Source organism: Variovorax atrisoli, from assembly GCF_014195185.1.
Taxonomy (GTDB): Bacteria; Pseudomonadota; Gammaproteobacteria; order Burkholderiales; family Burkholderiaceae_C; genus Variovorax; species Variovorax atrisoli.
The window spans coordinates 1,018,988-1,039,156 of record NZ_JACIBG010000001.1; the positions used below are offsets into that span (position 1 = coordinate 1,018,988).

The following is a 20,169-nucleotide window of genomic DNA, read 5'->3' on the forward strand; positions in this document are numbered from 1 at the left end:
ATGTCAATCCTCGATGCCGCGCTGCGCGGGAATGCCGGCCTTGAAGGCGTGCTTGACCAGCGTCATCTCGGTCACCGTGTCGGCCAGCTCGATGATCTCCGGCGGGCAGCGCCGGCCGGTGAGCGCCACGTGCACGTGCTTCGGCCGCGCGCGCAGGGTTTCGAGCACGCCTTCGAGCGGCAGCCAGCCGTAGATCAGCGGATAGGTGATCTCGTCGAGCACCACGAGGAAGAACTCGCCCGAGAGGATCGCCGCCTTCGCCTTCTCCCAGCCGTCACGTGCGAGCTGGCCCGAGCGCTCCAGGTCCTGGCTCTTCCAGCTGAAGCCGTCGCCCAGCCCTTCGATGGGAATGCCGATCTGCTCGAACATGCGGTGCTCGCCGAAGCGCGCGGTCGGCACCTTCATGAACTGGTAGATCTTCACGGCCTTGCCGCGGCCGTGGGCGCGCAAGGCCAGACCGAATGCGGCCGTGCTCTTGCCCTTGCCGTCGCCGGTGTTGACGATGACGATGCCGCGGCGTTCGCCTTCCGGCTTCTCGTAGGGCTTTTCGCTGGGTGGGGTCTCAATTTGCATTTGTCGGTCTTTCAAGGCTGGCGAATGCGGGTTGCCGGACGCAGAGGGCGCGTTCGATCCCGCATCTCATAGGGGCAGCGCGATCCACTGCTCAGCCACGCGGTGCACGCGGATGCGATGGTCGAAGACCTGCTCCAGCGCGGCATGGGTGGCCGGGTCGTCGCAGGTGCCGTGGTGCACGACGCGGCCCTGGTCCATCACCACCATTTCGTCGGCGGCCAGGGCCATCGGCAGTTCGTGCAGCACGCTGACCACCGTGCGGCCCTCGGCGACGAGGGTGCGGACGATCTTCATCCAGTCGGCCTGGTGGGGCGGGTCGAGGTTGGCGAGGGGTTCGTCCATGAGCAGCGCCTCGGCTTCGACGGCGAGCGCCCGGGCGAGCAGCACGCGCTGGCGTTCGCCGCCGGAGAGCTGGCCCAGCGGGCGGTCGCGCCAGTCCCAGGCCTGGGTGCTGCGCAGTGCGCGCTCGACGGCCTCGCGGTCGGCGGCGCCTGGCGTGGCGAGCCAGCGCTGGTGCGGCAGGCGGCCGAGCATGGCGACGTCGTAGACCATCAGGTCGTCGGCGCTGCCCTCGCCCGTGCCACTCTGGCCCAGCCACGAAAGGCGGCGGGCGCGCACGCGGGCGGGCACCCTGTCCTGCGCCTCGCCGAAGAGCCGCACTTCGCCGCGATGAGCAAGCAGCCCCGCCAGCGCCTTCAGCAGCGTCGACTTGCCCGCGCCGTTCGGGCCGACGATGCTGGTCCAGCGCGCGGCCCGCAGCTTCAGGTCGATGCCGTGCAGCACCTCGCTGGCGCCGAGCGTGGCGCTCAGGCGGTGCGCTTCCAGCGCCGCGTCGATGTCGTTGCTGCGGCTCATGCCACCCCGCTCCGCGCGCTGCGCCTGTGCATCAGCCACAGCAGGTAGCTGCCGCCCAGCACGGCCGTGAGCACGCCCACGGGCAGTTCCTGCGGCGCGATCAGCCAGCGCGCGAGCAGGTCGGCCGCCATCAGCAGCAACCCGCCCATCAGCGCCGACAGCACGATCAGCCTCGCATGCGTGGTCTTGACGGCCGAGCGCACCAGGTGCGGCGCCGCCAGGCCGACGAAGGCGATGAGCCCGGTCTGCGCCACGGCCGCACCGGTGGCCAGCGCCAGCACCACCACCAGCGCCGCGCGCATCGCCCCCAGCGGGAGGCCCAGGCTGCGCGCGGTGGCTTCGCCCAGCGCCAGCCCGTCGAGCACCGGTGCCAGCGCCCAGCCCGCGAGCAGGCAGGCCGTGCCGACCATCGCCATCACCGCGCAGGCGCTCCAGCCGACGAGGCCGGTGCTGCCGAGGATGAAGCCCTGGATCGCCTGGAGGATGTCCGCCGATGCGATGGTGATGAGGTCCTTCGCCGCACCGAGCACCACGCCGACGATCACGCCCGCCAGCAGCAGCCGCAGCGTCTGCTGCACGCCGCGCGCCAGCATCAGCGTGAGCATCACTGCGAGCACCGCGCCCAGGAAGGCGGCGCCGGTGAGCCCGAGCCGCATCACCCACTGCATGCTCGCGGCCGAGCCGCCGAACATCAGCAGCGCCACCGCCACGCCGAGCGAGGCGCCGGAGGCGCTGCCCAGCAGGTACGGGTCGGCCAGCGGATTGCGAAAGAGCCCCTGCGCCACCGCGCCGGCCAGCCCCAGCAGCGCGCCCGCCAGCCAGGCGCCGAGCGTGCGCGGCAGGCGGATGTCCCACACGATCTGCAGCGCCACCGGGTCGTGGCGTGCGGCGAACAGGCTCTCGAAGCCAGTGCTGCCGATGCCCAGGCCCAGCAGCATCAGCGCCGCGCCCAGCACCAGCAGGCCGGCGCCGAGCAGCAGTACGCGGCGCAGATGGGCCGTGTGCCTGGCAGCAGCCGCATTCATCGCTTGCCGCCCTTTTCAACGATGCACTGCGCCATCAGCCGTGCCGCCTCGTCCATGCGCGGGCCGGGCCGCACGAGCACGTCGGACTGCTCGGCGCTGAAGCGGCAGATGCGGCCTTCGCGCACCGCGCGGATGCCAGCCCAGCCGGGCCGCTGCTCCAGCCCCTGCGCGCTGCGCACACTGACCATGATGAGGTCGGGGTTCGCGCGCACCACGTACTCGGGGTTGAGCTTGGGGAACGGGCCCAGCGATGCGGGCACGATGTTCTTCATGCCCAGCCGCGAGAGCGTCTCGCCGATGAAGGACGACTCGCCCGCCGCATACGGCGCGCTGTTGACCTCGAAGTACACGCGCATGCCCTTCGCCCCCGCGGGCACCGACTGCGCGGCGGCCGACACGCTGGCGTCGATCACGCGCCAGACCTTCGCTGCCTCATGCGTGCCCAGCACCTGGTCGAGCTTGTCGAGCACGCGGCGCACGTCGGTGTGGCTCTTGGGTTCGAGCACCAGCACCTTCATGCCCAGTGCCTCCAGCCGCTGCGTGACGCGCGAGGACTTGGCCAGCAGCACCGCATCGGGCTTGAGCGCGACGATGGCCTCCACGTTCGGATCGATGCCGCCGCCGAGCTGCGGCAGTGCCTTCACCTGTTCGGGCGAATTGGAGTAGCGGTCCACGCCCACCAGCCGGTTGCAGGCCCCGAGCGCGCAGACCGACTCGGTGAGCGAAGGCAGCAGCGTGACGATGCGTTGCGGCGGCTGCGGCAGGCTCACCGACACGCCGCGCTCGTCGACCACGTCGAGCGCATGCGCGGCCAGCGCCACCAGGACGAGGCCGATCGCCGCGAGCGGATTGCGGATTTTCTTCATGCTCATGCGGCGGGCGCCTTCAGGCTCAGCGGCAGGCCGGCCGCCATGAGCGTGACGCGTCCGCATGCGGCGGCCACGTCCTGGTTGAGCCGGCCCAGGGCGTCGACGAAGGCGCGCGTCTCGCGGCCAATCGGTATCACGCCCAGGCCGATCTCGTTGCCGACCAGCACCACCGGGCCCGGCGCATCGCGCAACGCAACCAGCAGCATCGCGATGTGCGTCGCGGGGGTGCGCGTCACGGGGCGGGCGTCTTCGATGGGCATCGGCATCAGCAGGTTGGTCAGCCACATCGTGAGGCAGTCGACCACCACCAGCGTCTCGGGCGTGCTCTGCGTGACGATGGCGCGCGCGAGCTCGACCGGCTCCTCGATGGTCCGCATGCCGGGCACGCGCTCGGCGCGGTCGGCCTGGTGGCGCACGATGCGCTCCTGCATCTCGTCGTCGTAGGCCTGGGCGGTCGCGATCAGCACGGCGCGGCGGGCACGGGCACCGGCCGCGAGCCAGTCGACGGCGCGCTGCTCGGCGCGGCGCGACTTGCCGCTCTTCTGGCCGCCGAGGATGAACTCGTGCACCACGGCTTCAGGCTTGGTCGAATGCAGCATGGCTCTCCAACTCGATGGGCATGGCGCCGAAAAGGCGCGCGGTGGCTTGCGGACTGGAGGCGAACCACGCATGGAAATAGCTCGCGCGCACCGGGCCATGCAGGTACAGCGCCTCCCCGGCCCGCGCGCCCACGGCCTGCGCGGCACCGGGACGGGCGGTGCGCGCGGCCGGCACGAGCGGTGTCTCGCAGCTCGAATAGTGGAAGGTGTGTCCGCGCAGGACGTGGCCATCGAGCGAGAGCTGCTGGGGCCCCAGGCCCGAAAGCCGCTTCTGCATGGTCACCCGACCAGGCAGCAGGCCCCAGAGGCGGTGCACTTCACCACCGTCTTCCTGAAGAGCCAGTTCGTCGAACAGCGCCATCATCCCGCCGCACTCGGCCCACACCGGCTTGCCGGCGGCGACGTGCGCAGCGAGCGATTCGCGCAGCGCCGTGCGGGCCGACAGCGCCGGAGCATGCAGCTCCGGGTAGCCGCCGGGCAGCCAGACGGCGTCGCACCGCGGCAAGGCGTCGCCTGCGAGCGGCGAGAAGAAGCTCAGCTCGGCACCGAGCGCCCCGAGCACATCGAGGTTTGCCGGATAGATGAACGAGAACGCTGCATCGCGTGCGATCGCGATGGTGCGGCCCGCGAGCAATGGCGGCACGGCTCGTGCCTCGTCGGATGCAAGGGCCTCGAAGCGCACCTGCGGCAGCTCGCCGACGGGCATGCGGCCCAGCGGCGCGTCGGCCAGCACGTCGGCGGCCGCATCGAGCCGCGACATCGCATCGCCCAGCTCCGTGGCGGCCACCAGGCCCAGGTGCCGTTCCGGCAGCGTGAAGCGGGCGTCGCGCGGCAAGGCGCCCAGCCATTGCGAAGGGTCGCGCAGCGCCTCCTGCAGCATGGCGCCGTGCCGTTCGCTGGCCACCCGGTTCGCCAGCACGCCGGCCCAAGGCAGCCCGTCGCGGAAGTTCTGCAGCCCGTAGGCCAGCGCGCCGAAGGTGCCGGCCATGGCCTGCGCGTCGATCACCGCCAGCACCGGCACGCCGAAGCGCTGCGCAAGGTCGGCGGCGCTGGGATTGCCGTCGAAGAGACCCATCACGCCCTCGATGACCAGCAGGTCGCTCTCGACGGCCGCCTCGTGCAGGCGCGCGCGGCAGTCGGCCTCGCCCGTCATCCAGAGGTCGAGGGAATGCACAGGTGCGCCGGTGGCGAGCGCCAGCCAGTGGGGATCGAGGAAGTCGGGCCCGCACTTGAAGGCGCGGACTCGCCGGCCCTGGCGCGCGTGCAGCCGGGCCAGCGCGGCCGCGACCGTTGTCTTTCCCTGCCCCGAGGCCGGGGCGGCCACCAGCACGGCGGCGCAGGAGGCCGCCGCGGCACCGGCGGCGCCGCCCGGCTGGAGTGCTTGGCTGCTTAGTGAGGCGTCCACTTGAGACCGACGTAGGCGGTACGGCCGGCATTGGCGTACAGCCGCGCGAACTGGTAGTCCTTGTTGCCCACATTGTCGACGCGCGCGACGAGGTTGATGTCGCGCGTGAGCTGGGTGGTGGCCGACAGGTTCAGCACGGTGTAGCCGCCGAGCTTCACGCTGTTGGCGGCGTCGTCGTAGCGGCGGCTGGAGGTCTGCACCTCCGCGCCCAGCGTCCAGCCCGCGATGCGCCAGTCGGCGCCCAGGGTGGCGTGGCGCTGCGCGCGGCGCGCGAGCAGGTTGTGGGTGGCGAGGTCGCGCGGATCCTGGAAGTCGAGGGAGCCGCGTAGCGTGACGTCGCCGATGCGGTGGCTGCCCGAGAGCGTGACGCCCTGGTAGCGAGCGCGGGCGGTGCTGGAGTAGCAGCCGAACGACGAAGCACAGCCCTTGGCCGAGCCGTCGAAAACGATCAGGTTCTGCACGCGGTTGGCGTATGCCACCACGCCCAGCTGGGTCGCGCCCTCGGTGTACTGCAGGCCCAGCTCGAGGTTGCGGCTCGATTCGGGCTTGAGCGTGGCCAGGCCGTATTCGCTGAAGCGCTGGTACAGCGTGGGCACGCGGAAGGCGGTGCCTGCCGAGGCCGTGAAGCGCAGCGACGGCGTGATGGCGTAGCCGTAGGCCGCGCTGCCGGTGGTCTTGCCGCCGAATTCGCTGTCCTTGTCGTGGCGCACGTGCAGTTGCAGCGAGTGCGGGCCCTGCACGAAGCCGTAGCCGAGCGAGATCGCGTCCTGCGAGCGGTCGCGCGCGAGCAGCTTCGAGGTGGTGGTGGGCGCGTTCTCCAGGGCGTCCTCGCGGCGCTCCAGCGTGGCGGTGACGAGGTGCGGGCCGAAGCGGAATTCGTTCTGGAAGAGGTAGCCGCGCAGGCGGGTCTCGGTACGGTAGAACGACGGCTGGGTCTTGTAGACCTGCTGCGAGTCGGTCACCTGCACGCGGGTGCTGTAGACGTCGTTCCACTTGGCCGACCAGCTCAGGCCGGCGGTCTGCAGCTTGTTGCTCGAAATGTCGTTGGCGAACAGGAACGGCAGCTTGGTCCTGTAGGACACAGTTGCGTCGTAGCCGGCCTTGATGTCGCTGGAAAGCAGCGTGGCCTCGATGCGCTGGTCGGGCGTGATCTGGAAGCCCAGCTTCGCGTTGCCCGAAGTACTGTTGTAGCCGTCGCGGTCGGGGCTGGTGAAGCCGTCCTTGGTCACGTTGCGCTTGCTCACGGGCTGCACGTTGTAGCCCTTGCTCTCTTCATGCGCCACGCCGAAGGAGTAGTCGAAGAGGCCTGACTTGCCGCTCACGCCGCCTTCGATCCTGCGCAGCCCCTTGCTGCCGAAGCCGATGCCGGCGTAGGGCGACACGCCCTCTTCTCCTCGCCTGGTGAAGAGCTGGATCACGCCGCCCACGGCGTCGGAGCCGTAGACCGCGGCGGCCGGCCCGCGCAGCACCTCGATGCGGTCGATCTGCGACAGCGGAATGCCTTCCCAGCCGGCGCCGCCGGTCGATTGCGAATCGATGCGCACGCCGTCGAGGTAGACGGCGGTGAAGCGCGTCTCGGCGCCGCGGATGAAGAGGCTGGTGGTGTTGCCCACGCCGCCGGAGCGCGAGATCTCGATGCCGGGCAGGCGCGAAAGCAGGTCGGCCACGCCGGTCGCACCGCTGCGCTCGATGGTCTCGCTGTCGACGACGGAGACGTCTCCCACGAGCTCCGACAACGCCTGAGGCGTGCGGTTGGCCGTGACCACCGTCTCGCGCAGGGTGGAAGCCTCCTGCGCATGGGCCATGCCGCCGAAGGCGGAAACCAGCGCCAGCGGCAGGCAGGCGTGGCGGAAGCGGCGCGCAGGAGCGCTACCGCGGAAAGAGCAAACACGGGAAATCATGAATCAAGCGAACGAACGTCAATACCCCTGGCCGGCCTCCCCGCCGGCGCCTGGGCGCAATGGCCGCGCATGCGTTCGTCATTCGATCCTCGACGCATGCGGCAGCCGCCTCGTTGGCCGGTATCCGGGCTGGCAGAACGACGCCTTGCCGCCTTCCCAGGCGCCTGTTTCAGGGCGCCCAGTGGCTCGATGGAAAGGTGTTGGCGCCTTGCGGCGCCGTCTGCTTGACCGTTGCGGGGGCAGCGCAGGCGGCTTCGGCCTTGTTCCGGTGCGAACCGGGGCTTCCACTCCTGCTTCCCGTTGAACTGCGCCGTGCGAACCACGGCGCGAGCACCAACGGGCGGAATTCTATGTCCTGCCATGCACCTCTTAAGTCGAAAGTTGCGGCCCCGCTACCATCGACGACCATGATGCGGCCCGCCTCGATCTTCCTGAACCTGCGTTCGGCGCTGCAGCGGCTCTTCGGTGTCTCGGGCTGGCAGTCGATGCTTCTGTGGTCGATCGTGGCCGGACTGCTCGGCACGCTGGCGACCGAACTCTTCCGCGCCGCGCTCCTCGCCTTCGAGCACCTGGTGCTCGGCCCCGGCCAGGGGCTGGTCGCCATGGCGAAGCAGCTGCCATGGTGGGCGCGCATCGCCTGCCCCACCCTGGGCGGGCTGGTGGCGGGGCTGCTGCTGGTGCTCGCCAGGCGCGTGGCTTCGCGCAGCGCCACGTCGGACTACATGGAAGCCATCGTGCTCGGCGACGGGCGCATTCCGGTGGCGCAGACGCTGGCGCGCAGCGCGTCGTCGCTGATGAGCATCGGCACTGGCGGCTCGATCGGGCGGGAGGGCTCGATGGTGCAGCTGGCGGCGCTGGCCTCCTCGCTGCTCGGGCGGGTGTTCCGCTTTCCGGCCGAACGGCTGCGGCTGCTGGTGGCCTGCGGCGCGGCGGCCGGCCTCACGGCCGCCTACAACGCGCCCATCGCGGGCGCCTTCTTCGTCGCGGAGATCGTCCTGGGCTCCATCGCGATGGAGAGCGTGGGTCCGATCATCATCGCGTCGGTGGTGGCCAACGTCGCGATGCGGGCGCTGCCGGGCTACCAGCCGCCTTACAAGATGCCGCCGTTCCCGGAGATCCACGGCACCGAGGTCGTGCTGTTCTGCGTGCTCGGCGTGCTGCTGGGCTTCGCGGCGGTGGGCTTCCTGCGCGCGCTGCAGGGCAGCCGGGCGCTGTTCTCGCGGCTGCCGCTCGCGCTGCCGTGGAGGCTGGCGCTGGGCGGGCTCGTCATGGGTGCGGTGTCGGTGCCGATGCCGGAGGTCTGGGGCAACGGCTACAGCGTGGTGAATTCGGTGCTGCACACGCCATGGGCATGGACGCTGATCGCGCTGGTGCTGCTCGCCAAGGCGGTCGCGACGATGGCGACGGCCGGTTCGGGCGCCGTGGGCGGCGTGTTCACGCCGGCGCTCTTCTTCGGCTGCATGATCGGCGCGCTCTTCGGCCAGGGCGTGCAGGCGCTGTGGCCGGCGGCGAGCTCGGCGCCGTTCGCCTATGCCATCGTCGGCATGGGCGCTTTCCTGGCGGGCGCCACGCAGGCACCGCTGATGGCGATATTGATGATCTTCGAGATGACGCTGAGCTACCAGGTCATGCTGCCGCTGATGGCTGCGAGCGTCATCGCGTACTTCGTGGCGCGCTCGGCCAACGCGGGCTCGATGTACGAGATCACGCTGCATCGCAACGCCCAGCGCGACGACCAGATGCGCCTGCGCGGGCTGCACATGCGCGACCTGGTGCAGCCGGCCGAGACCGTGGTCGGCCCGCAGGCGGACCGCGAGGCGATGAGCAGGCTCTTCCTGCAGTACCCCGTCAAGTACCTGTACGTGGTGGACGCGGACAACCGCTACCTCGGGGTGGTGCCGCTCTCGTCGCTCGGTACCGCGCCGCAGGAGACGACGGCAGGCGCCCTGCTCTCGCAGGCGATCCAGCCGGTCACTGCCGATACCGGTCTCGGCGAGGCGCTGCAGCGCTTCCTCGACCACCTGGGCGAGCGGCTTCCGCTGATCGAGAGCGCCGCCAACCCGGTGTTGCTGGGCGTGGTCGCCAAGAGCGCGCTGCTTGCCACCTACGTGCGGCTGAGCGAGGCCTGAAGCGACTCGCGAGGGGTTTGATCGGCGGGCGGCAAAGCCGCAGAATCCGGGCACGCCGGGCGCCGCGTCCGGCCTCGGCAGGACCGCCTCCCCGGGAAACTACAATCGCCAACCATGCCCGCCTCCAGCCCCATCGACCAGATCGCCGAGCGCGTCGAACGACTGCTCGTGCGTCACGAAGAGGTGCAGCGCACCAACGCGCTGCTGCAGGAACAGGTCGATGCGCTCACGCGCGAACGCGACGCACTGAAGTCGCGGCTCGTCGCGGCCCGCACCCGCCTCGACGCCCTGCTCGAACGGCTGCCGGCTGAACCACCTTCCGAAGACTCCCCCGCATGAAGCAGATTGAAGTACAGATCATGGGACAGAGCTATCTGCTCGGCTGTCCCGACGGAGGCGAGGCGCAGCTGCGCGAAGCCGTCGAACGCGTGGATGCCGCCATGTGCAAGATCCGCGATGCGGGAAAGGTCAAGGCCCGCGACCGCATCGCGGTACTGGCCTCGCTGAACCTGGCGTTCGACCTCGCCGCGCAACAGGCAGCCGCCAGCGCGCCCGCCGCACCGGCGGCGCCAGCCGATACCACAGACACCGACCCGAAGGCCGCCCACCTCATTCAAAGACTCGATCAGGCCCTGGCGGGCGATGGACATTTGCTCTGAGCGGGTTCCGCCGGCAGGGTTGCAGCGGTAAAATCCGAACTGTCTGCGGTGCGCGTTGGGCTTTATACGTCCTTGTTCCAATGCTCTACGGAGCCGGGCTTGGTAAATCGCTCGACGGGTGTGATCATCTCGCGTCAGATGAACCCGAAGTCCTGCTGCCCTCGCCCACCTGAACCCCGGTTCAGGATGCGAGTCCGGCGCCCACTTGCAGACACCTAATTCCGCTACGGCCCCCTGCATACGCTGCTCGGGGCCGTTGCTTTTTGCGATACAGAATCTCCGTGAACGTCTCCAGCCTGCTCGATCCCCTCCTCATCGTCGAACTCGCCGCCCTCGGGCTCGGCACCGGTTTCCTCGCAGGCCTGCTGGGCATCGGCGGCGGCATGCTGATGGTGCCGTTCATCACGATCATCATGGGCCACCGCGGCGTGCCGGCCGACCTCTCGGTGAAGATGGCCATCGCGACCTCGATGGCGACCATCATCTTCACCTCGGTGTCGAGCGTGCGCGCGCACCACAAGCGCGGCGCGGTGCGCTGGGAGATCGTGCGGCGCCTCGCGCCCGGCATCGTCATCGGCAGCCTGGTGGGCAGTCTCGGCGTGTTCGCGCTGCTCAAGGGCACGGCGCTGGCGATCTTCTTCGCGCTCTTCGTGGGCTTCTCGGCCACGCAGATGTTCCTCGACAAGAAGCCCGCGCCCACGCGGCAGATGCCGGGCACTGGCGGCCAGCTCGCCGCGGGCGGTGCCATCGGCTTCATCTCGGGCCTGGTGGGTGCCGGCGGCGGCTTCATCAGCGTGCCGTTCATGACGTGGTGCAACGTGTCGATCCACAACGCGGTGGCGACCAGCGCGGCGCTGGGCTTCCCGATCGCGGTGGCGAACGTGCTGGGCTATGCGGTCAGCGGGCAGTCGGTGCAGGGCCTGCCGGCCGGCTCCTTCGGCTACATCTGGCTGCCCGCGCTCGCGGTGATCGCGCTGTGCAGCGTGCTGACGGCGCCCCTGGGCGCGAAGGCCGCGCACAGCCTGCCGGTGAAGAAGCTCAAGCGCGTGTTCGCGAGCATCCTCTACCTGCTGGCGGCCTACATGCTCTGGAAGGGCCTGCACGGCTGATCGATGCTCCGGCGGCCTCCTGCCGAGGCTACTGGATCCGCTGCTGCCGCCATTCGCGCGGCGAGCAGCCGAAACGCTCCTTGAACGCGCGGCTGAAATGCGCCGCGTCGTTGAATCCCCTGCCGTAGGCGATGTCGGCCACCGGCCGGCCCGCGAGGCGCGGCTCCAGCAGGTCGCGGCTGCAGGCCTCCAGCCGGCGCTCCCAGATGTATTGCGACGGCGTGAGCGGCTCGCTCCTGAACACGCGGTGGATGTGGCTGACCGACACGCCCAGCTCCGCGGCCAGCGTGCTCACCGAAAGCGAAGGCTCCGCAAGCTGCTCGTCGATGCGCCGCTTGACCCGCGCGAGGTGGTACGCCGTGAGGTTGCTCAGCGAGGGCGCGCTCGCCGCAGGCAGCGTCTGCAGTCCGGCCACCAGGATGTTCTGAACGCCGTTGGCCACCGCGAGGGCCGAGGCCGGCTGCAGCGTGTCGATGTCCTCGCGCAGCGTGCGGATCATTCCCAGCAGCAGGTGCCCGGCGCCCTCGCGGCCCGAAACGGTGGTGGCCGTGAGCGCCTGCGTATCGCGCAGCTCGCTGCGCAGGCGCTCGCCGGGCAGCTTGAGCACGATCTGCTCGAATGATTCGTCGAACAGCAGCTGGTAGGGCCGCGTGCTGTCGTACAGCGCGAAGTCGCCGGCCGACAGCACCGCGTCGCGCCCGTCCTGCCGCACCACGCCCCGGCCGCGCGCCTGGATGCTCACGAGGAAGTAGTCGTCGCTCGAATGCGAGATGTGTCCCGGCGTGCGCATCACCTTCTGCGGGCTCGAGGTGACGACCGACACGTCGAGCCCCGGCAGCGTGTGCTGGCGGATGCTGCCCTCGAAATCGCCCGAATCGCCCTCGCGCGCCGGGTCGCAGCCCAGCTGCACGTAGACGTTGCAGATCATGTCGGTCCAGTAGGCGAGCCGCTGGTCGCGCGGGACGGCGTCGGTACTGAGCAGCTGGGTCATCGGGATTCCTCGGAAGGCCTCAGGGGCAGCGAACGGATGCAACGCTGGAACAAGAACGCCGCCAAACCGGGTCAAGGCGTTCAGGCGGCGCGAATCTACGCTTCAAGCAACCCGCATGCCACAGCGCAAACCCGGTGCCTGCGGTCCACGCCCCGTTACTTCGATTGCATCTGGAGAACTTTCATGCCGACCACCGTCCATCCCAAGCTGCGCGTTGCCGCAGTGCAGGCCGCCCCCGTGTTCCTCGACCTCGACGGCACCATCGAGAAGACCATCGACCTCATGGCGCAGGCCGCGAAACAGGGGGTGAAGCTCATCGCCTTTCCCGAGACCTGGGTGCCCGGCTACCCGTGGTGGATCTGGCTCGATTCGCCGGCCTGGGGCATGCAGTTCGTGCAGCGCTACCACGACAACTCGCTGGTCGTCGGCTCGGCCGAGTTCGAGCGCGTCGCGCAGGCGGCGCGCAGGCTCGGCATCTGGGTGTCGCTCGGCTACAGCGAGAAGGCGGCCGGCAGCCTCTACATCGCGCAGGCGCTCATCGACGACCAGGGCCGCACCGTGCAGACGCGGCGCAAGCTCAAGCCCACGCACGTGGAGCGCACGGTGTTCGGCGAGGGCGACGGCTCCGACCTCGCCGTGGTCGAGACACCACTGGGCAACATCGGCTCGCTCTCGTGCTGGGAGCATCTGCAGCCGCTGAGCAAGTACGCGATGTATTCGCAGACCGAGCAGATCCACTGCGGCGCATGGCCGAGCTTCTCGCTGTACCGCGGCGCGGCCTACGCGCTGGGGCCCGAGGTCAACAACGCCGCGAGCCAGGTCTACGCCGCCGAGGGCCAGTGCTTCGTGATCGCGCCCTGCGCCACCGTGTCGAAGGCCATGAGCGAGCTGATGTGCACCGACGCCGGCAAGCAGCAGATGCTGCGCATCGGCGGCGGCTACGCGCGCATCTACGCGCCCGACGGTTCGCCGCTGGGCACCCCGCTGGCGGAAGACGAGGAAGGCCTGGTCGTCGCCGACATCGACCTCGGCATGATCTCGCTCGCCAAGGCCGCCGCCGACCCCAGCGGCCACTACTCGCGGCCCGACGTCACGCAACTGCTGCTCAACAAGACGCGCCGCGAGCCTGTCGTGGTGCAGCATGCGACGTCGCCTGAGCCCGAAGCCGGCATGCCCGAGCCCGTCGCGGCCTGAACCCTCGGAGGCAAGCCATGGAATCCGCCATCGACGCGCACCTGAGGTGCCCCCGCACGCGCCACCGTCGCGTGGAAGACGACTACGTGCCGCCCTACCCCGTGTGGTCTGCCCGCGCCCCGGTATCGGTGAAGCAGGTCGTGATGGGCTACTTCGGCGTGCAGTCGCGAGGCCCCGAGATGCAGGGCCGCGCCTGCGCGGCGCTGATGAAGATCGCGCGCGACTTCGCCCTGCCCGACGGCCCCGGCCATCACGACCTCACGCACTACGTCGACGCGCAGGGCTTCGACAACATGATCGCCATCGCCTACTGGAGCGACCTCGCCGCCTACGCACGCTGGTGCGCGACGCCGGCCATCGACGCCTGGTGGCGCTCCGACGAGCGCCTCAGGGAAGGCCTCGGCTACTTCCGCGAGATCGCCTCGCCCCGCGTCGAGCACTTCGAGACCATGTTCAACACGCCCGACCGCTTCGAGGGCGTCGGCGTGGTGATGGGCGGCGTCAGCGGCGAGCTGCAGGAGCACGGCTACTGGGGTTCGATGCGCGACCGCATTCCGCTGTCGCAGACCGATGCGATGGCGCCCTCGGGCGTGCGGGCGGTGATCGCGGGCGCACCGGCTCCGGGGCAGCGCGTGCGCATCGCAGGGCACGAGAACATCGCGATGATCCGCTCCGGCCAGGAGTGGACCGACACCACCGGGCAGGAACGCAGGCTCTATCTCGAGGACATGGAGCCCGTGCTGCGCGAGGGCATGGACTTCCTGCGCGACCAGGGCCTGCCCATCGGCTGCTACAGCAACCGCTACATGAGCCACCTCGACGCACTGGGCGCACCGCTGCAGAAGTCCTTCGGGCTGAGCTACTGGCGCTCGCTGACCGACATGGAGCGCTGGGCCGAGTCGCATCCCACGCACGTCGCGATCTTCGGCAGCTTCATGCGCTATGTACAGGCGCTGAACTTCCGGCTGCAGCTGCGCGTGTACCACGAGGTGTCGGTGCTCAAGGCCGACGAGCAGAGCTACGAGTACGTCAACTGCCACGCGGGCAGCGGGCTGATGAACGGACTCGAGCCAGCGACCGCCGGGGCCTGACCCGACGGCTCAGGCCGCGGGCTCAGGCTGCGAACAGCCCCTTGTGCTCGGTACGCAGCAGCGCCTTCTGCACCTTGCCCATGGCGTTGCGCGGCAGCTCGGGCACCACGAAGCAGCGCTTGGGGATCTTGAAGTTGGCAAGCTTCGACTTGAGCTCCGCCACGATGGCATCGCCGTCGAGCGCCGCGCCCGCCTTCGGGATGACGATGGCCACGCCCACCTCGCCGAAGTCGGGGTGCGGCACGCCGACGACGGCGCTTTCGGCCACGCCCGCCATCTCGTTGATGTAGCCCTCGATCTCGGCCGGATACACGTTGTAGCCGCCGCTGATGATCAGGTCCTTGCTGCGCCCGACGATGGTGATGTAGCCCCGGCCGTCGATCTTGCCCACGTCGCCGGTCTTGAAGAAGCCGTCGGCGGTGAACTCCTCCTTCGTCTTCTCGGGCATGCGCCAGTAGCCCGCGAACACGTTGGGGCCGCTGACCTCGATGTTGCCGATCTCGTCGGTGGTGCAGTCGCGGCCGCCGTCGTCGCGCACGCGCAGCTGCACGCCAGGCAGCGCGAAGCCCACGGTGCCGCCGCGGCGCTCGCCCTGCTCCGGCCGGTAGGGGTTGGAGGTGAGCATGACCGTCTCGCTCATGCCGTAGCGCTCCAGGATGGTGTGGCCGGTGCGCTCGCGCCATTCGTCGAAGGTCTCGATGAGCAGCGGCGCCGAGCCCGCGATGAACAGGCGCATGTTGCGCACCGCCTCGCGCGTGAGCCCCGGCTCGGCCAGCAGGCGCACGTACAGCGTGGGCACGCCCATGAACACGGTGGCCTCGGGCAGCTTCTGCACGACGCGCTTCGGATCGAACTTCGCGAACCACAGGATCTTGCTGCCGTTGAGCAGCGCGCCGTGCAGCGCGACGAACAGGCCGTGCACGTGGAAGATGGGCAGCGCGTGGATCAGCACATCGCCTTCGGTCCAGCCCCAGTAGTCCTTCAGCACCTCGGCGTTCGACAGCAGGTTGCCGTGCGTGAGCATCGCGCCCTTGCTGCGGCCGGTGGTGCCGCTGGTGTAGAGGATGGCTGCCATGTCGTCGGCCTTGCGCTGCGCGGGCACGTGCTGGTCGCTGCACTGCGCGGCCACGTCGAGCAGCGTGCCGGTGCGGTCGTCGTCCAGCGTGAAGACGTGCTTCGTGCCCGCCGCGGTGGCGATGGGCGCGACCCACGAGGCGTTGCGGCTGGTACACACCACCACGGCCGGCTCGGCGTTGCCGATGAAGTATTCGATCTCTGCGCTCTGGTAGGCGGTGTTCAGAGGCAGGAACACGTAGCCCGCGCGCAGCGTGGCGAGGTACAGCAGCATCGCCTCGACCGACTTCTCGACCTGCACCGCGATGCGCGCGCCCTTCTCCAGCTTCAGAGCGTCGAGCAGGTTGGCGATCATGGCGCTGGCGCGTTCGAGGTCGCGCCAGGAATAGAACAGGCCGCTGTCGGTTTCGACGGCGATGCCGTCGAGGTCGGCGGGGAATGCCGCGCGCAGGGCGGCGAACAGATTGGCGTTGGCGGACTTCTTCATTCGGACGATTGCTTGGCTTGGCTTCAGAAATTCGGGGTGCGCTTGGCAAGGAAAGCGGCGATGCCCTCGCGGTGTTCCGCGGAATCGGCGTAATCGTAGGCGGTGGCCAGCAGGCCGTGGGCCGAAGGTGCGCCGGCGCGCAGCACGGCGAAGGTGGCCTTGTGCAGGCGCGCGGCCTGCGGGGAGAGCGCGGCGATGCGCTCGGCGTGCGACTGGGCAGCGAGCGGAACTTCGTTGTCGGGCAGCACCTGCAGCAGAAAGCCTGCGTCGTACAGGCGCTGCGCACCATGCACGCCGGCGGCCAGCAGCATGTCGCGCGCGAGCACGTCGCCGATGGCGCCATGCACCAGCGCCGCTTCGCGCGGCGCCATCGGGAAACCGAGCTTGGCGATGGGCGCACCGAATTTCGCGGACGCGCCGGCCAGGCGGATGTCGCAGCAGCTCGCGATCTCGATGCCCGCGCCCATGCAGGCGCCCTCGATCTGCGCGACCAGCGGCAGCGGGCAGTCGAGCATCGCCTGCAGGGCGGCCCAGACCTCGTTCTCGTGGAACTCGCGCAGGCTGGGCTCGCTGAAGCGGAACGACGGGTACTCGGAAATGTCTCCACCCGCGCAGAAGGCCCCGCCCTCGCCGCGCACGATCACGCAGCGCAGTGCGCTGTCGCCGTCGCTGCGCAGGCCGTCGAACACTGCGCGCAGTTCGCGCCACATGGCGCGCGTCATGGCGTTGAGGCGCCCCGCGTTCGACAGCGTGACGACCGCGATGGCGCCGTCGCGGCGCAGGGAGATGGCGCTTCCAGTCGTCATTCGAGCTTGGCGCCCGAGGCCTTCACCACCGCGGCCCAGCGCTTGATCTCGGCATTGACGAAGCTGCCGTAGGCGGTGGTGGTGAGGTTCGGGATCTCGGAACCGTTCTGGGCCCAGATGCCCTTCAGGTCGTCGGTGGCCAGCGACTTCTTCATGTCGTCGATGGCGCGCGTCTGCGTGTCGGCCGGCGTGCCCTTGGGCGCCCACAGGCCGTACCAGGTGGTCACGGTGTACTCGGGCAGGCCCACCTCGGCGGCGCATGGCACGTCGGGGAAGGCCGGGTTGCGCTTGGTGCCGGCCACCATCAGCGCCTTGATCCGGCCGCTCTTGATGTGCTGCGCCGAGGAGCCCAGGCCGTCGAACATCAGGTCGACGTTGCCCGAGATCAGGTCCGACAGCGCCGGGCCAGCGCCGCGGTACGGAATGTGCGTGATGAAGGTGCTGGTCTGGATCTTGAAGAGCTCGCCCGCCAGGTGGTGCGAGGTGCCGGAGCCGGCGGAACCGTAGTTGAACTTGCCGGGGTTGCGCTTCGCCAGCGCGATGAATTCCTGGATCGTGTTGGCCTGCACCCGCTTCGGGTTGATGACCACCACCTGCGGCACGTTGGCCAGCAGCATCAGCGGCACGAAGTCTTTCTCGATGTCGTAGTCGAGCCTCGGGTAGATGGACGGCGCGATCGCGTGGTGTACCGCGCCCATGAAGAGCGTGTAACCGTCGGCCGGCGCCTTGGCGGCGATGCTGGCGCCCAGCGTGCCCCCTGCCCCGCCGCGGTTGTCGATGACCAGCGTCTGGCCCGCGACGCGCGAGAACTGCCCCGACAGCGGCCGCGCGAAGGCGTCCGTGCCGCCGCCGGCCGGGAACGGCACGATCATCGTCACGGGCTTGGTCGGCCAGCCCTGCTGGGCGCGCGCGGCACCGCACAGAACGGCCGCACCGGCGGCGGCCACGCGCAGTACGTCGCGGCGCTGAAAGCTTTGGTTCATTTGTCTCATCTCCTGTGTGTCGTTGTGGATCTTGCCGCCCCGTGCGGCTGCCGGCCTTTTTGCGCACCGGCTCTTTGCTCTGCTTCGACTTCCTCTACTTCTCTACGTCCTCTGCTTCCTCTTTCGGCGGACCTCAGCCTTTCTTGAAATACAGGCTTTCCACGTCTCCCGATACTGCCACCCTGCCCTCGGCGAGCCAGGCGCGGTGCTTGTCCAGGCGCTTGAGGTCATAGAGGTAGTTGACCATGAGTCCGTAGGACTGCTTTTGCCCCTTGGGCGAAGGATCGCCCGCCCAGTTCAGGCGCTCGACGCGCGCGCCGTTGCCCAGGTGGAAGCGCGCCACCGGATCGGCCGGCGTGCCGTCGACCAGCGCGCGCCCGAGGTATTCGGCCGCCGCCTGCATCAGCCACTGGCGCAGCGGCGACTTGGCGTCGAAGCTGGCGGCGCCATCCGCCGCGGCGAGCAGCCGTTCGGCCGTGGGAGGCAGCGAGCCGACGAGGCGGCCCAGCTCGGCCTCGCGCTTCTCGTCCAGGCGCGGCAGCAGGTCGGCTGCGTTCTTCGCGAGCCAGGTGCGGAAGCCCGGAATGGGCGAGAGCGTGGCGAAGGTCTTCAGCCGCGGCAGCTCTTCCTGCAGCGTCTCGACCACGCGCTTGATGAGCGAGTCGCCGAAGCTCACGCCGCGCAGGCCGTTCTGCGTGTTGCTGATCGAATAGAAGATGGCCGTGGTGGCCCGGGCGGCGGGCACCGGCACCGCCGTTTCGTCGAGCAGCGGCGTGATGCCGTCGCTGATGCGGTCGACCAGCGCCACCTCGACGAAGATCAGCGGCTCGTTGGGCAGGCGCGGATGGAAGAAGCCGTAGCAGCGGCGATCGCTGTCGTCGAGCCGGTTCTTCACGTCGGACCAGCTCTTGATGTCGTGCACCGCCTCGTAGCGGATGAGCTTCTCGATCAGCGACGCCGGCGAATCCCAGTCGATGCGGCGCAGCTCGAGGAAGGCGACGTCGAACCAGGTGGAGAAGAGCTGCTCCAGCTCCGCGTCGAGCGCGAGCAGGCGCTTGTCGGCCTTCAGGCACGGCAGCAGGTCGGCGCGCAGGTCCACCAGGAAGCGCATGCCCTCGGGCTCGACCGCGAAACGCTGCAGCAGGCGCATGCGGGGCGACACCAGCGCGCGGCGCAGGCGCAGCTCGGCCTGGCCCTCGTCGGGCGTGCCGACGGCTGCCTGGTGTTGGTCGCGCGCCGCCTTGAGCTTCTGCGCATCGGCGGCGAAATGCTCGCTCATGAGTGCCCAATAGTCGCGGCGCTCGTCGGCCGTGGCGGCGCGGTAGGCGTCGGCAATGGCATGCGCGCGGCGGCCGCCCTCGACCTCGCTCACGCGCGGGTCGATCACGGCCTGCAGGTCGGCCAGCACACGGCGCAGCGCGCGCGGCGACAGGGCCTCGTCGGCCTTGCGCAGGGTGGCCTGCAGGCGTTCGGCGGTCGTGCGGACGCTGGGCTTGGGCGCATTGCGCGGAGCGCTCTTTGCCGCGCCCTCGGGCGCCACGGGCACTTTGGATTTCTCGCCAGAACGCAGCCGCGCCTGGAACCATTCGGTCGCACTCATCGGGGCACTCCAATGCTTGGAAGGATCGTCACGACATCACCCTGGACTTCTGCTGGCGCGCGACCTCGCGCAGCGCCTCGCGCTGGCGGGTCAGGTGCGTGCGCATGGCGGCGTCGGCGCCTTCGCTGTCGCGCGCCTTCAGCGCCGCGAACACGGCCAGGTGCTCCGACAGGCTCTGCTCGAGCCGCCCCGGCGCATGCAGCTGCTGCAGCCGGGCGAGCTTGAGAATCTTGCGCAGGTCGCCGATGACCTGGGCCAGCCACCTGTTGTCGGCCAGCTTGATGATCGCCTCGTGGATGATGTGATTGGTGGCGTAGTAGTCGTTGATGCGCTTGGCCCTGGCATGCCGCACGAGACGCTCGTGCAGCGCGTCGAGCTCCTGCAGCTCGGCGTCGCTGGCGTTGCGGGCCGCCTCGTAGGCGCAGCGGCCTTCGAGCAGCGCGATGACCGGGAAGATCTCGTCGAGGTCGCGCTCGGTCACCTCGTTGACGAAGCAGCCGCGGCGCGGCTCGTGGCGCAGCAGGCCCTCGGCCGTGAGCACCTTGAGCGCTTCGCGCAACGGCGTGCGCGAGATGGAGAGCCGCTCGCACAGGGCGATCTCGTCGACGAAGCTGCCGGGGGCCAGCGAGCCGTCGAAGATCTGCTCGCGCAGCGTGGCGGCGACTTCGTCGTGCAGGGAGTTGGGGACCAGGCGCATGGATCAGGGCCGCATAATTTCCTGTAATTACGCGTAATTCTGAGCCCGCCAACCGGCCGGCGCAAGTGCCGCGCGTCGAATGAGCGGCGGGTAGTTACCCTTAAGACAAAGGGCCCCGAGGG

The 20,169-nt window shown here is 69.6% G+C and carries 19 protein-coding genes and 1 riboswitch; of the genes, 6 read left to right on the forward strand and 13 right to left on the reverse strand.

The window, feature by feature from the left end; translation table 11 throughout:
• Positions 1–3: 3 nt before the first annotated feature.
• The 7 genes from cobO to FHY06_RS04885 all read right to left on the reverse strand — a co-directional run bounded on the left by cobO (position 4) and on the right by FHY06_RS04885 (position 7,227).
• Positions 4–573 (reverse strand): cob(I)yrinic acid a,c-diamide adenosyltransferase, encoded by a 570-nt coding sequence (cobO, locus tag FHY06_RS04855; protein WP_019652373.1) that lies wholly within the window; start codon positions 571–573, stop codon positions 4–6.
• Between the two features lie 66 nt (positions 574–639).
• Positions 640–1,428, reverse strand: a complete 789-nt coding sequence (locus tag FHY06_RS04860; protein ID WP_019652372.1) for an ABC transporter ATP-binding protein — start codon at positions 1,426–1,428, stop codon at positions 640–642.
• Positions 1,425–2,453: a FecCD family ABC transporter permease gene (locus tag FHY06_RS04865; RefSeq protein ID WP_145758586.1), complete on the reverse strand. Its 1,029-nt coding sequence runs from the start codon at positions 2,451–2,453 to the stop codon at positions 1,425–1,427. Before FHY06_RS04865 ends, FHY06_RS04860 begins: the two co-directional genes overlap by 4 nt.
• Positions 2,450–3,325 (reverse strand): ABC transporter substrate-binding protein, encoded by an 876-nt coding sequence (locus FHY06_RS04870; RefSeq protein WP_184603641.1) that lies wholly within the window; start codon positions 3,323–3,325, stop codon positions 2,450–2,452. The genes FHY06_RS04865 and FHY06_RS04870 overlap by 4 nt, the downstream gene beginning before the upstream one ends.
• Positions 3,322–3,921, reverse strand: coding sequence for a bifunctional adenosylcobinamide kinase/adenosylcobinamide-phosphate guanylyltransferase (locus FHY06_RS04875; RefSeq protein ID WP_019652369.1), 600 nt, complete (start codon positions 3,919–3,921; stop codon positions 3,322–3,324). The genes FHY06_RS04870 and FHY06_RS04875 overlap by 4 nt, the downstream gene beginning before the upstream one ends.
• Positions 3,899–5,326: a cobyrinic acid a,c-diamide synthase CobB gene (locus FHY06_RS04880; protein WP_184603643.1), complete on the reverse strand. Its 1,428-nt coding sequence runs from the start codon at positions 5,324–5,326 to the stop codon at positions 3,899–3,901. Before FHY06_RS04880 ends, FHY06_RS04875 begins: the two co-directional genes overlap by 23 nt.
• A complete protein-coding gene (locus tag FHY06_RS04885) occupies positions 5,311–7,227 on the reverse strand; it encodes a TonB-dependent receptor domain-containing protein (RefSeq protein ID WP_145758589.1) in 1,917 nt (638 codons plus the stop codon). The genes FHY06_RS04880 and FHY06_RS04885 overlap by 16 nt, the downstream gene beginning before the upstream one ends.
• Before the next feature lie 98 nt (positions 7,228–7,325).
• Positions 7,326–7,579, reverse strand: a riboswitch (cobalamin riboswitch).
• Between the two features lie 55 nt (positions 7,580–7,634).
• Between FHY06_RS04885 and FHY06_RS04890 the strand changes: the two genes are divergently transcribed.
• The 4 genes from FHY06_RS04890 (at position 7,635) to FHY06_RS04905 (ending at position 11,124) form a co-directional block, all read left to right on the forward strand.
• Positions 7,635–9,356, forward strand: coding sequence for a ClcB-like voltage-gated chloride channel protein (locus FHY06_RS04890; protein WP_184603645.1), 1,722 nt, complete (start codon positions 7,635–7,637; stop codon positions 9,354–9,356).
• A gap of 114 nt (positions 9,357–9,470) precedes the next feature.
• On the forward strand, positions 9,471–9,695 hold the full coding sequence (locus FHY06_RS04895) for a hypothetical protein (RefSeq protein WP_019652365.1): 225 nt from the start codon (positions 9,471–9,473) through the stop codon (positions 9,693–9,695).
• Complete coding sequence (locus tag FHY06_RS04900) at positions 9,692–10,015, forward strand: cell division protein ZapA (protein ID WP_184603647.1); 324 nt, start codon at positions 9,692–9,694, stop codon at positions 10,013–10,015. Before FHY06_RS04895 ends, FHY06_RS04900 begins: the two co-directional genes overlap by 4 nt.
• A gap of 281 nt (positions 10,016–10,296) precedes the next feature.
• A complete protein-coding gene (locus FHY06_RS04905; RefSeq protein WP_126182011.1) occupies positions 10,297–11,124 on the forward strand; it encodes a sulfite exporter TauE/SafE family protein in 828 nt (275 codons plus the stop codon).
• A 28-nt stretch (positions 11,125–11,152) separates the two neighbouring features.
• Here the strand turns inward: FHY06_RS04905 and FHY06_RS04910 are convergent, their stop codons facing one another.
• A complete protein-coding gene (locus FHY06_RS04910) occupies positions 11,153–12,115 on the reverse strand; it encodes an AraC-like ligand-binding domain-containing protein (RefSeq protein ID WP_184603650.1) in 963 nt (320 codons plus the stop codon).
• A gap of 183 nt (positions 12,116–12,298) precedes the next feature.
• Between FHY06_RS04910 and FHY06_RS04915 the strand changes: the two genes are divergently transcribed.
• Positions 12,299–13,309, forward strand: a complete 1,011-nt coding sequence (locus tag FHY06_RS04915) for a carbon-nitrogen hydrolase family protein (RefSeq protein WP_184603652.1) — start codon at positions 12,299–12,301, stop codon at positions 13,307–13,309.
• 17 nt (positions 13,310–13,326) lie between these two features.
• Positions 13,327–14,400 (forward strand): phenylacetaldoxime dehydratase family protein, encoded by a 1,074-nt coding sequence (locus FHY06_RS04920; protein WP_184603654.1) that lies wholly within the window; start codon positions 13,327–13,329, stop codon positions 14,398–14,400.
• Positions 14,401–14,422: 22 nt separating this feature from the next.
• On the opposite strand, the gene FHY06_RS04925 is transcribed toward FHY06_RS04920, so the two are convergent.
• The 5 genes from FHY06_RS04925 to FHY06_RS04945 form a co-directional block, all read right to left on the reverse strand.
• The gene (locus FHY06_RS04925) at positions 14,423–15,961 is read right to left on the reverse strand and encodes a malonate--CoA ligase (RefSeq protein WP_019652359.1); all 1,539 of its coding nucleotides are present in this window, start codon (positions 15,959–15,961) and stop codon (positions 14,423–14,425) included.
• A 23-nt stretch (positions 15,962–15,984) separates the two neighbouring features.
• Positions 15,985–16,767: an enoyl-CoA hydratase/isomerase family protein gene (locus FHY06_RS04930; RefSeq protein WP_019652358.1), complete on the reverse strand. Its 783-nt coding sequence runs from the start codon at positions 16,765–16,767 to the stop codon at positions 15,985–15,987.
• Positions 16,764–17,750, reverse strand: coding sequence for a Bug family tripartite tricarboxylate transporter substrate binding protein (locus FHY06_RS04935; RefSeq protein ID WP_184603657.1), 987 nt, complete (start codon positions 17,748–17,750; stop codon positions 16,764–16,766). Before FHY06_RS04935 ends, FHY06_RS04930 begins: the two co-directional genes overlap by 4 nt.
• A gap of 133 nt (positions 17,751–17,883) precedes the next feature.
• A complete protein-coding gene (locus FHY06_RS04940) occupies positions 17,884–19,350 on the reverse strand; it encodes a malonyl-CoA decarboxylase (protein WP_184603660.1) in 1,467 nt (488 codons plus the stop codon).
• Positions 19,351–19,378: 28 nt separating this feature from the next.
• Positions 19,379–20,047: a GntR family transcriptional regulator gene (locus FHY06_RS04945; protein WP_019652355.1), complete on the reverse strand. Its 669-nt coding sequence runs from the start codon at positions 20,045–20,047 to the stop codon at positions 19,379–19,381.
• Positions 20,048–20,169 lie beyond the last annotated feature (122 nt).

Coding starts and splice junctions, on each gene's coding strand:
- FHY06_RS04910 (WP_184603650.1), bottom strand. CDS start 12,115: ATGACCCAGCTGCTCAGTACCGACGCCGTCCCGCGCGACCAGCGGCTC.
- FHY06_RS04890 (WP_184603645.1), top strand. CDS start 7,635: ATGATGCGGCCCGCCTCGATCTTCCTGAACCTGCGTTCGGCGCTGCAG.
- FHY06_RS04925 (WP_019652359.1), bottom strand. CDS start 15,961: ATGAAGAAGTCCGCCAACGCCAATCTGTTCGCCGCCCTGCGCGCGGCA.
- FHY06_RS04915 (WP_184603652.1), top strand. CDS start 12,299: ATGCCGACCACCGTCCATCCCAAGCTGCGCGTTGCCGCAGTGCAGGCC.
- FHY06_RS04930 (WP_019652358.1), bottom strand. CDS start 16,767: ATGACGACTGGAAGCGCCATCTCCCTGCGCCGCGACGGCGCCATCGCG.
- FHY06_RS04865 (WP_145758586.1), bottom strand. CDS start 2,453: ATGAATGCGGCTGCTGCCAGGCACACGGCCCATCTGCGCCGCGTACTG.
- FHY06_RS04935 (WP_184603657.1), bottom strand. CDS start 17,750: ATGAACCAAAGCTTTCAGCGCCGCGACGTACTGCGCGTGGCCGCCGCC.
- FHY06_RS04945 (WP_019652355.1), bottom strand. CDS start 20,047: ATGCGCCTGGTCCCCAACTCCCTGCACGACGAAGTCGCCGCCACGCTG.
- FHY06_RS04895 (WP_019652365.1), top strand. CDS start 9,471: ATGCCCGCCTCCAGCCCCATCGACCAGATCGCCGAGCGCGTCGAACGA.
- FHY06_RS04870 (WP_184603641.1), bottom strand. CDS start 3,325: ATGAGCATGAAGAAAATCCGCAATCCGCTCGCGGCGATCGGCCTCGTC.
- FHY06_RS04885 (WP_145758589.1), bottom strand. CDS start 7,227: ATGATTTCCCGTGTTTGCTCTTTCCGCGGTAGCGCTCCTGCGCGCCGC.
- FHY06_RS04860 (WP_019652372.1), bottom strand. CDS start 1,428: ATGAGCCGCAGCAACGACATCGACGCGGCGCTGGAAGCGCACCGCCTG.
- FHY06_RS04920 (WP_184603654.1), top strand. CDS start 13,327: ATGGAATCCGCCATCGACGCGCACCTGAGGTGCCCCCGCACGCGCCAC.
- FHY06_RS04900 (WP_184603647.1), top strand. CDS start 9,692: ATGAAGCAGATTGAAGTACAGATCATGGGACAGAGCTATCTGCTCGGC.
- FHY06_RS04875 (WP_019652369.1), bottom strand. CDS start 3,921: ATGCTGCATTCGACCAAGCCTGAAGCCGTGGTGCACGAGTTCATCCTC.
- cobO (WP_019652373.1), bottom strand. CDS start 573: ATGCAAATTGAGACCCCACCCAGCGAAAAGCCCTACGAGAAGCCGGAA.
- FHY06_RS04940 (WP_184603660.1), bottom strand. CDS start 19,350: ATGAGTGCGACCGAATGGTTCCAGGCGCGGCTGCGTTCTGGCGAGAAA.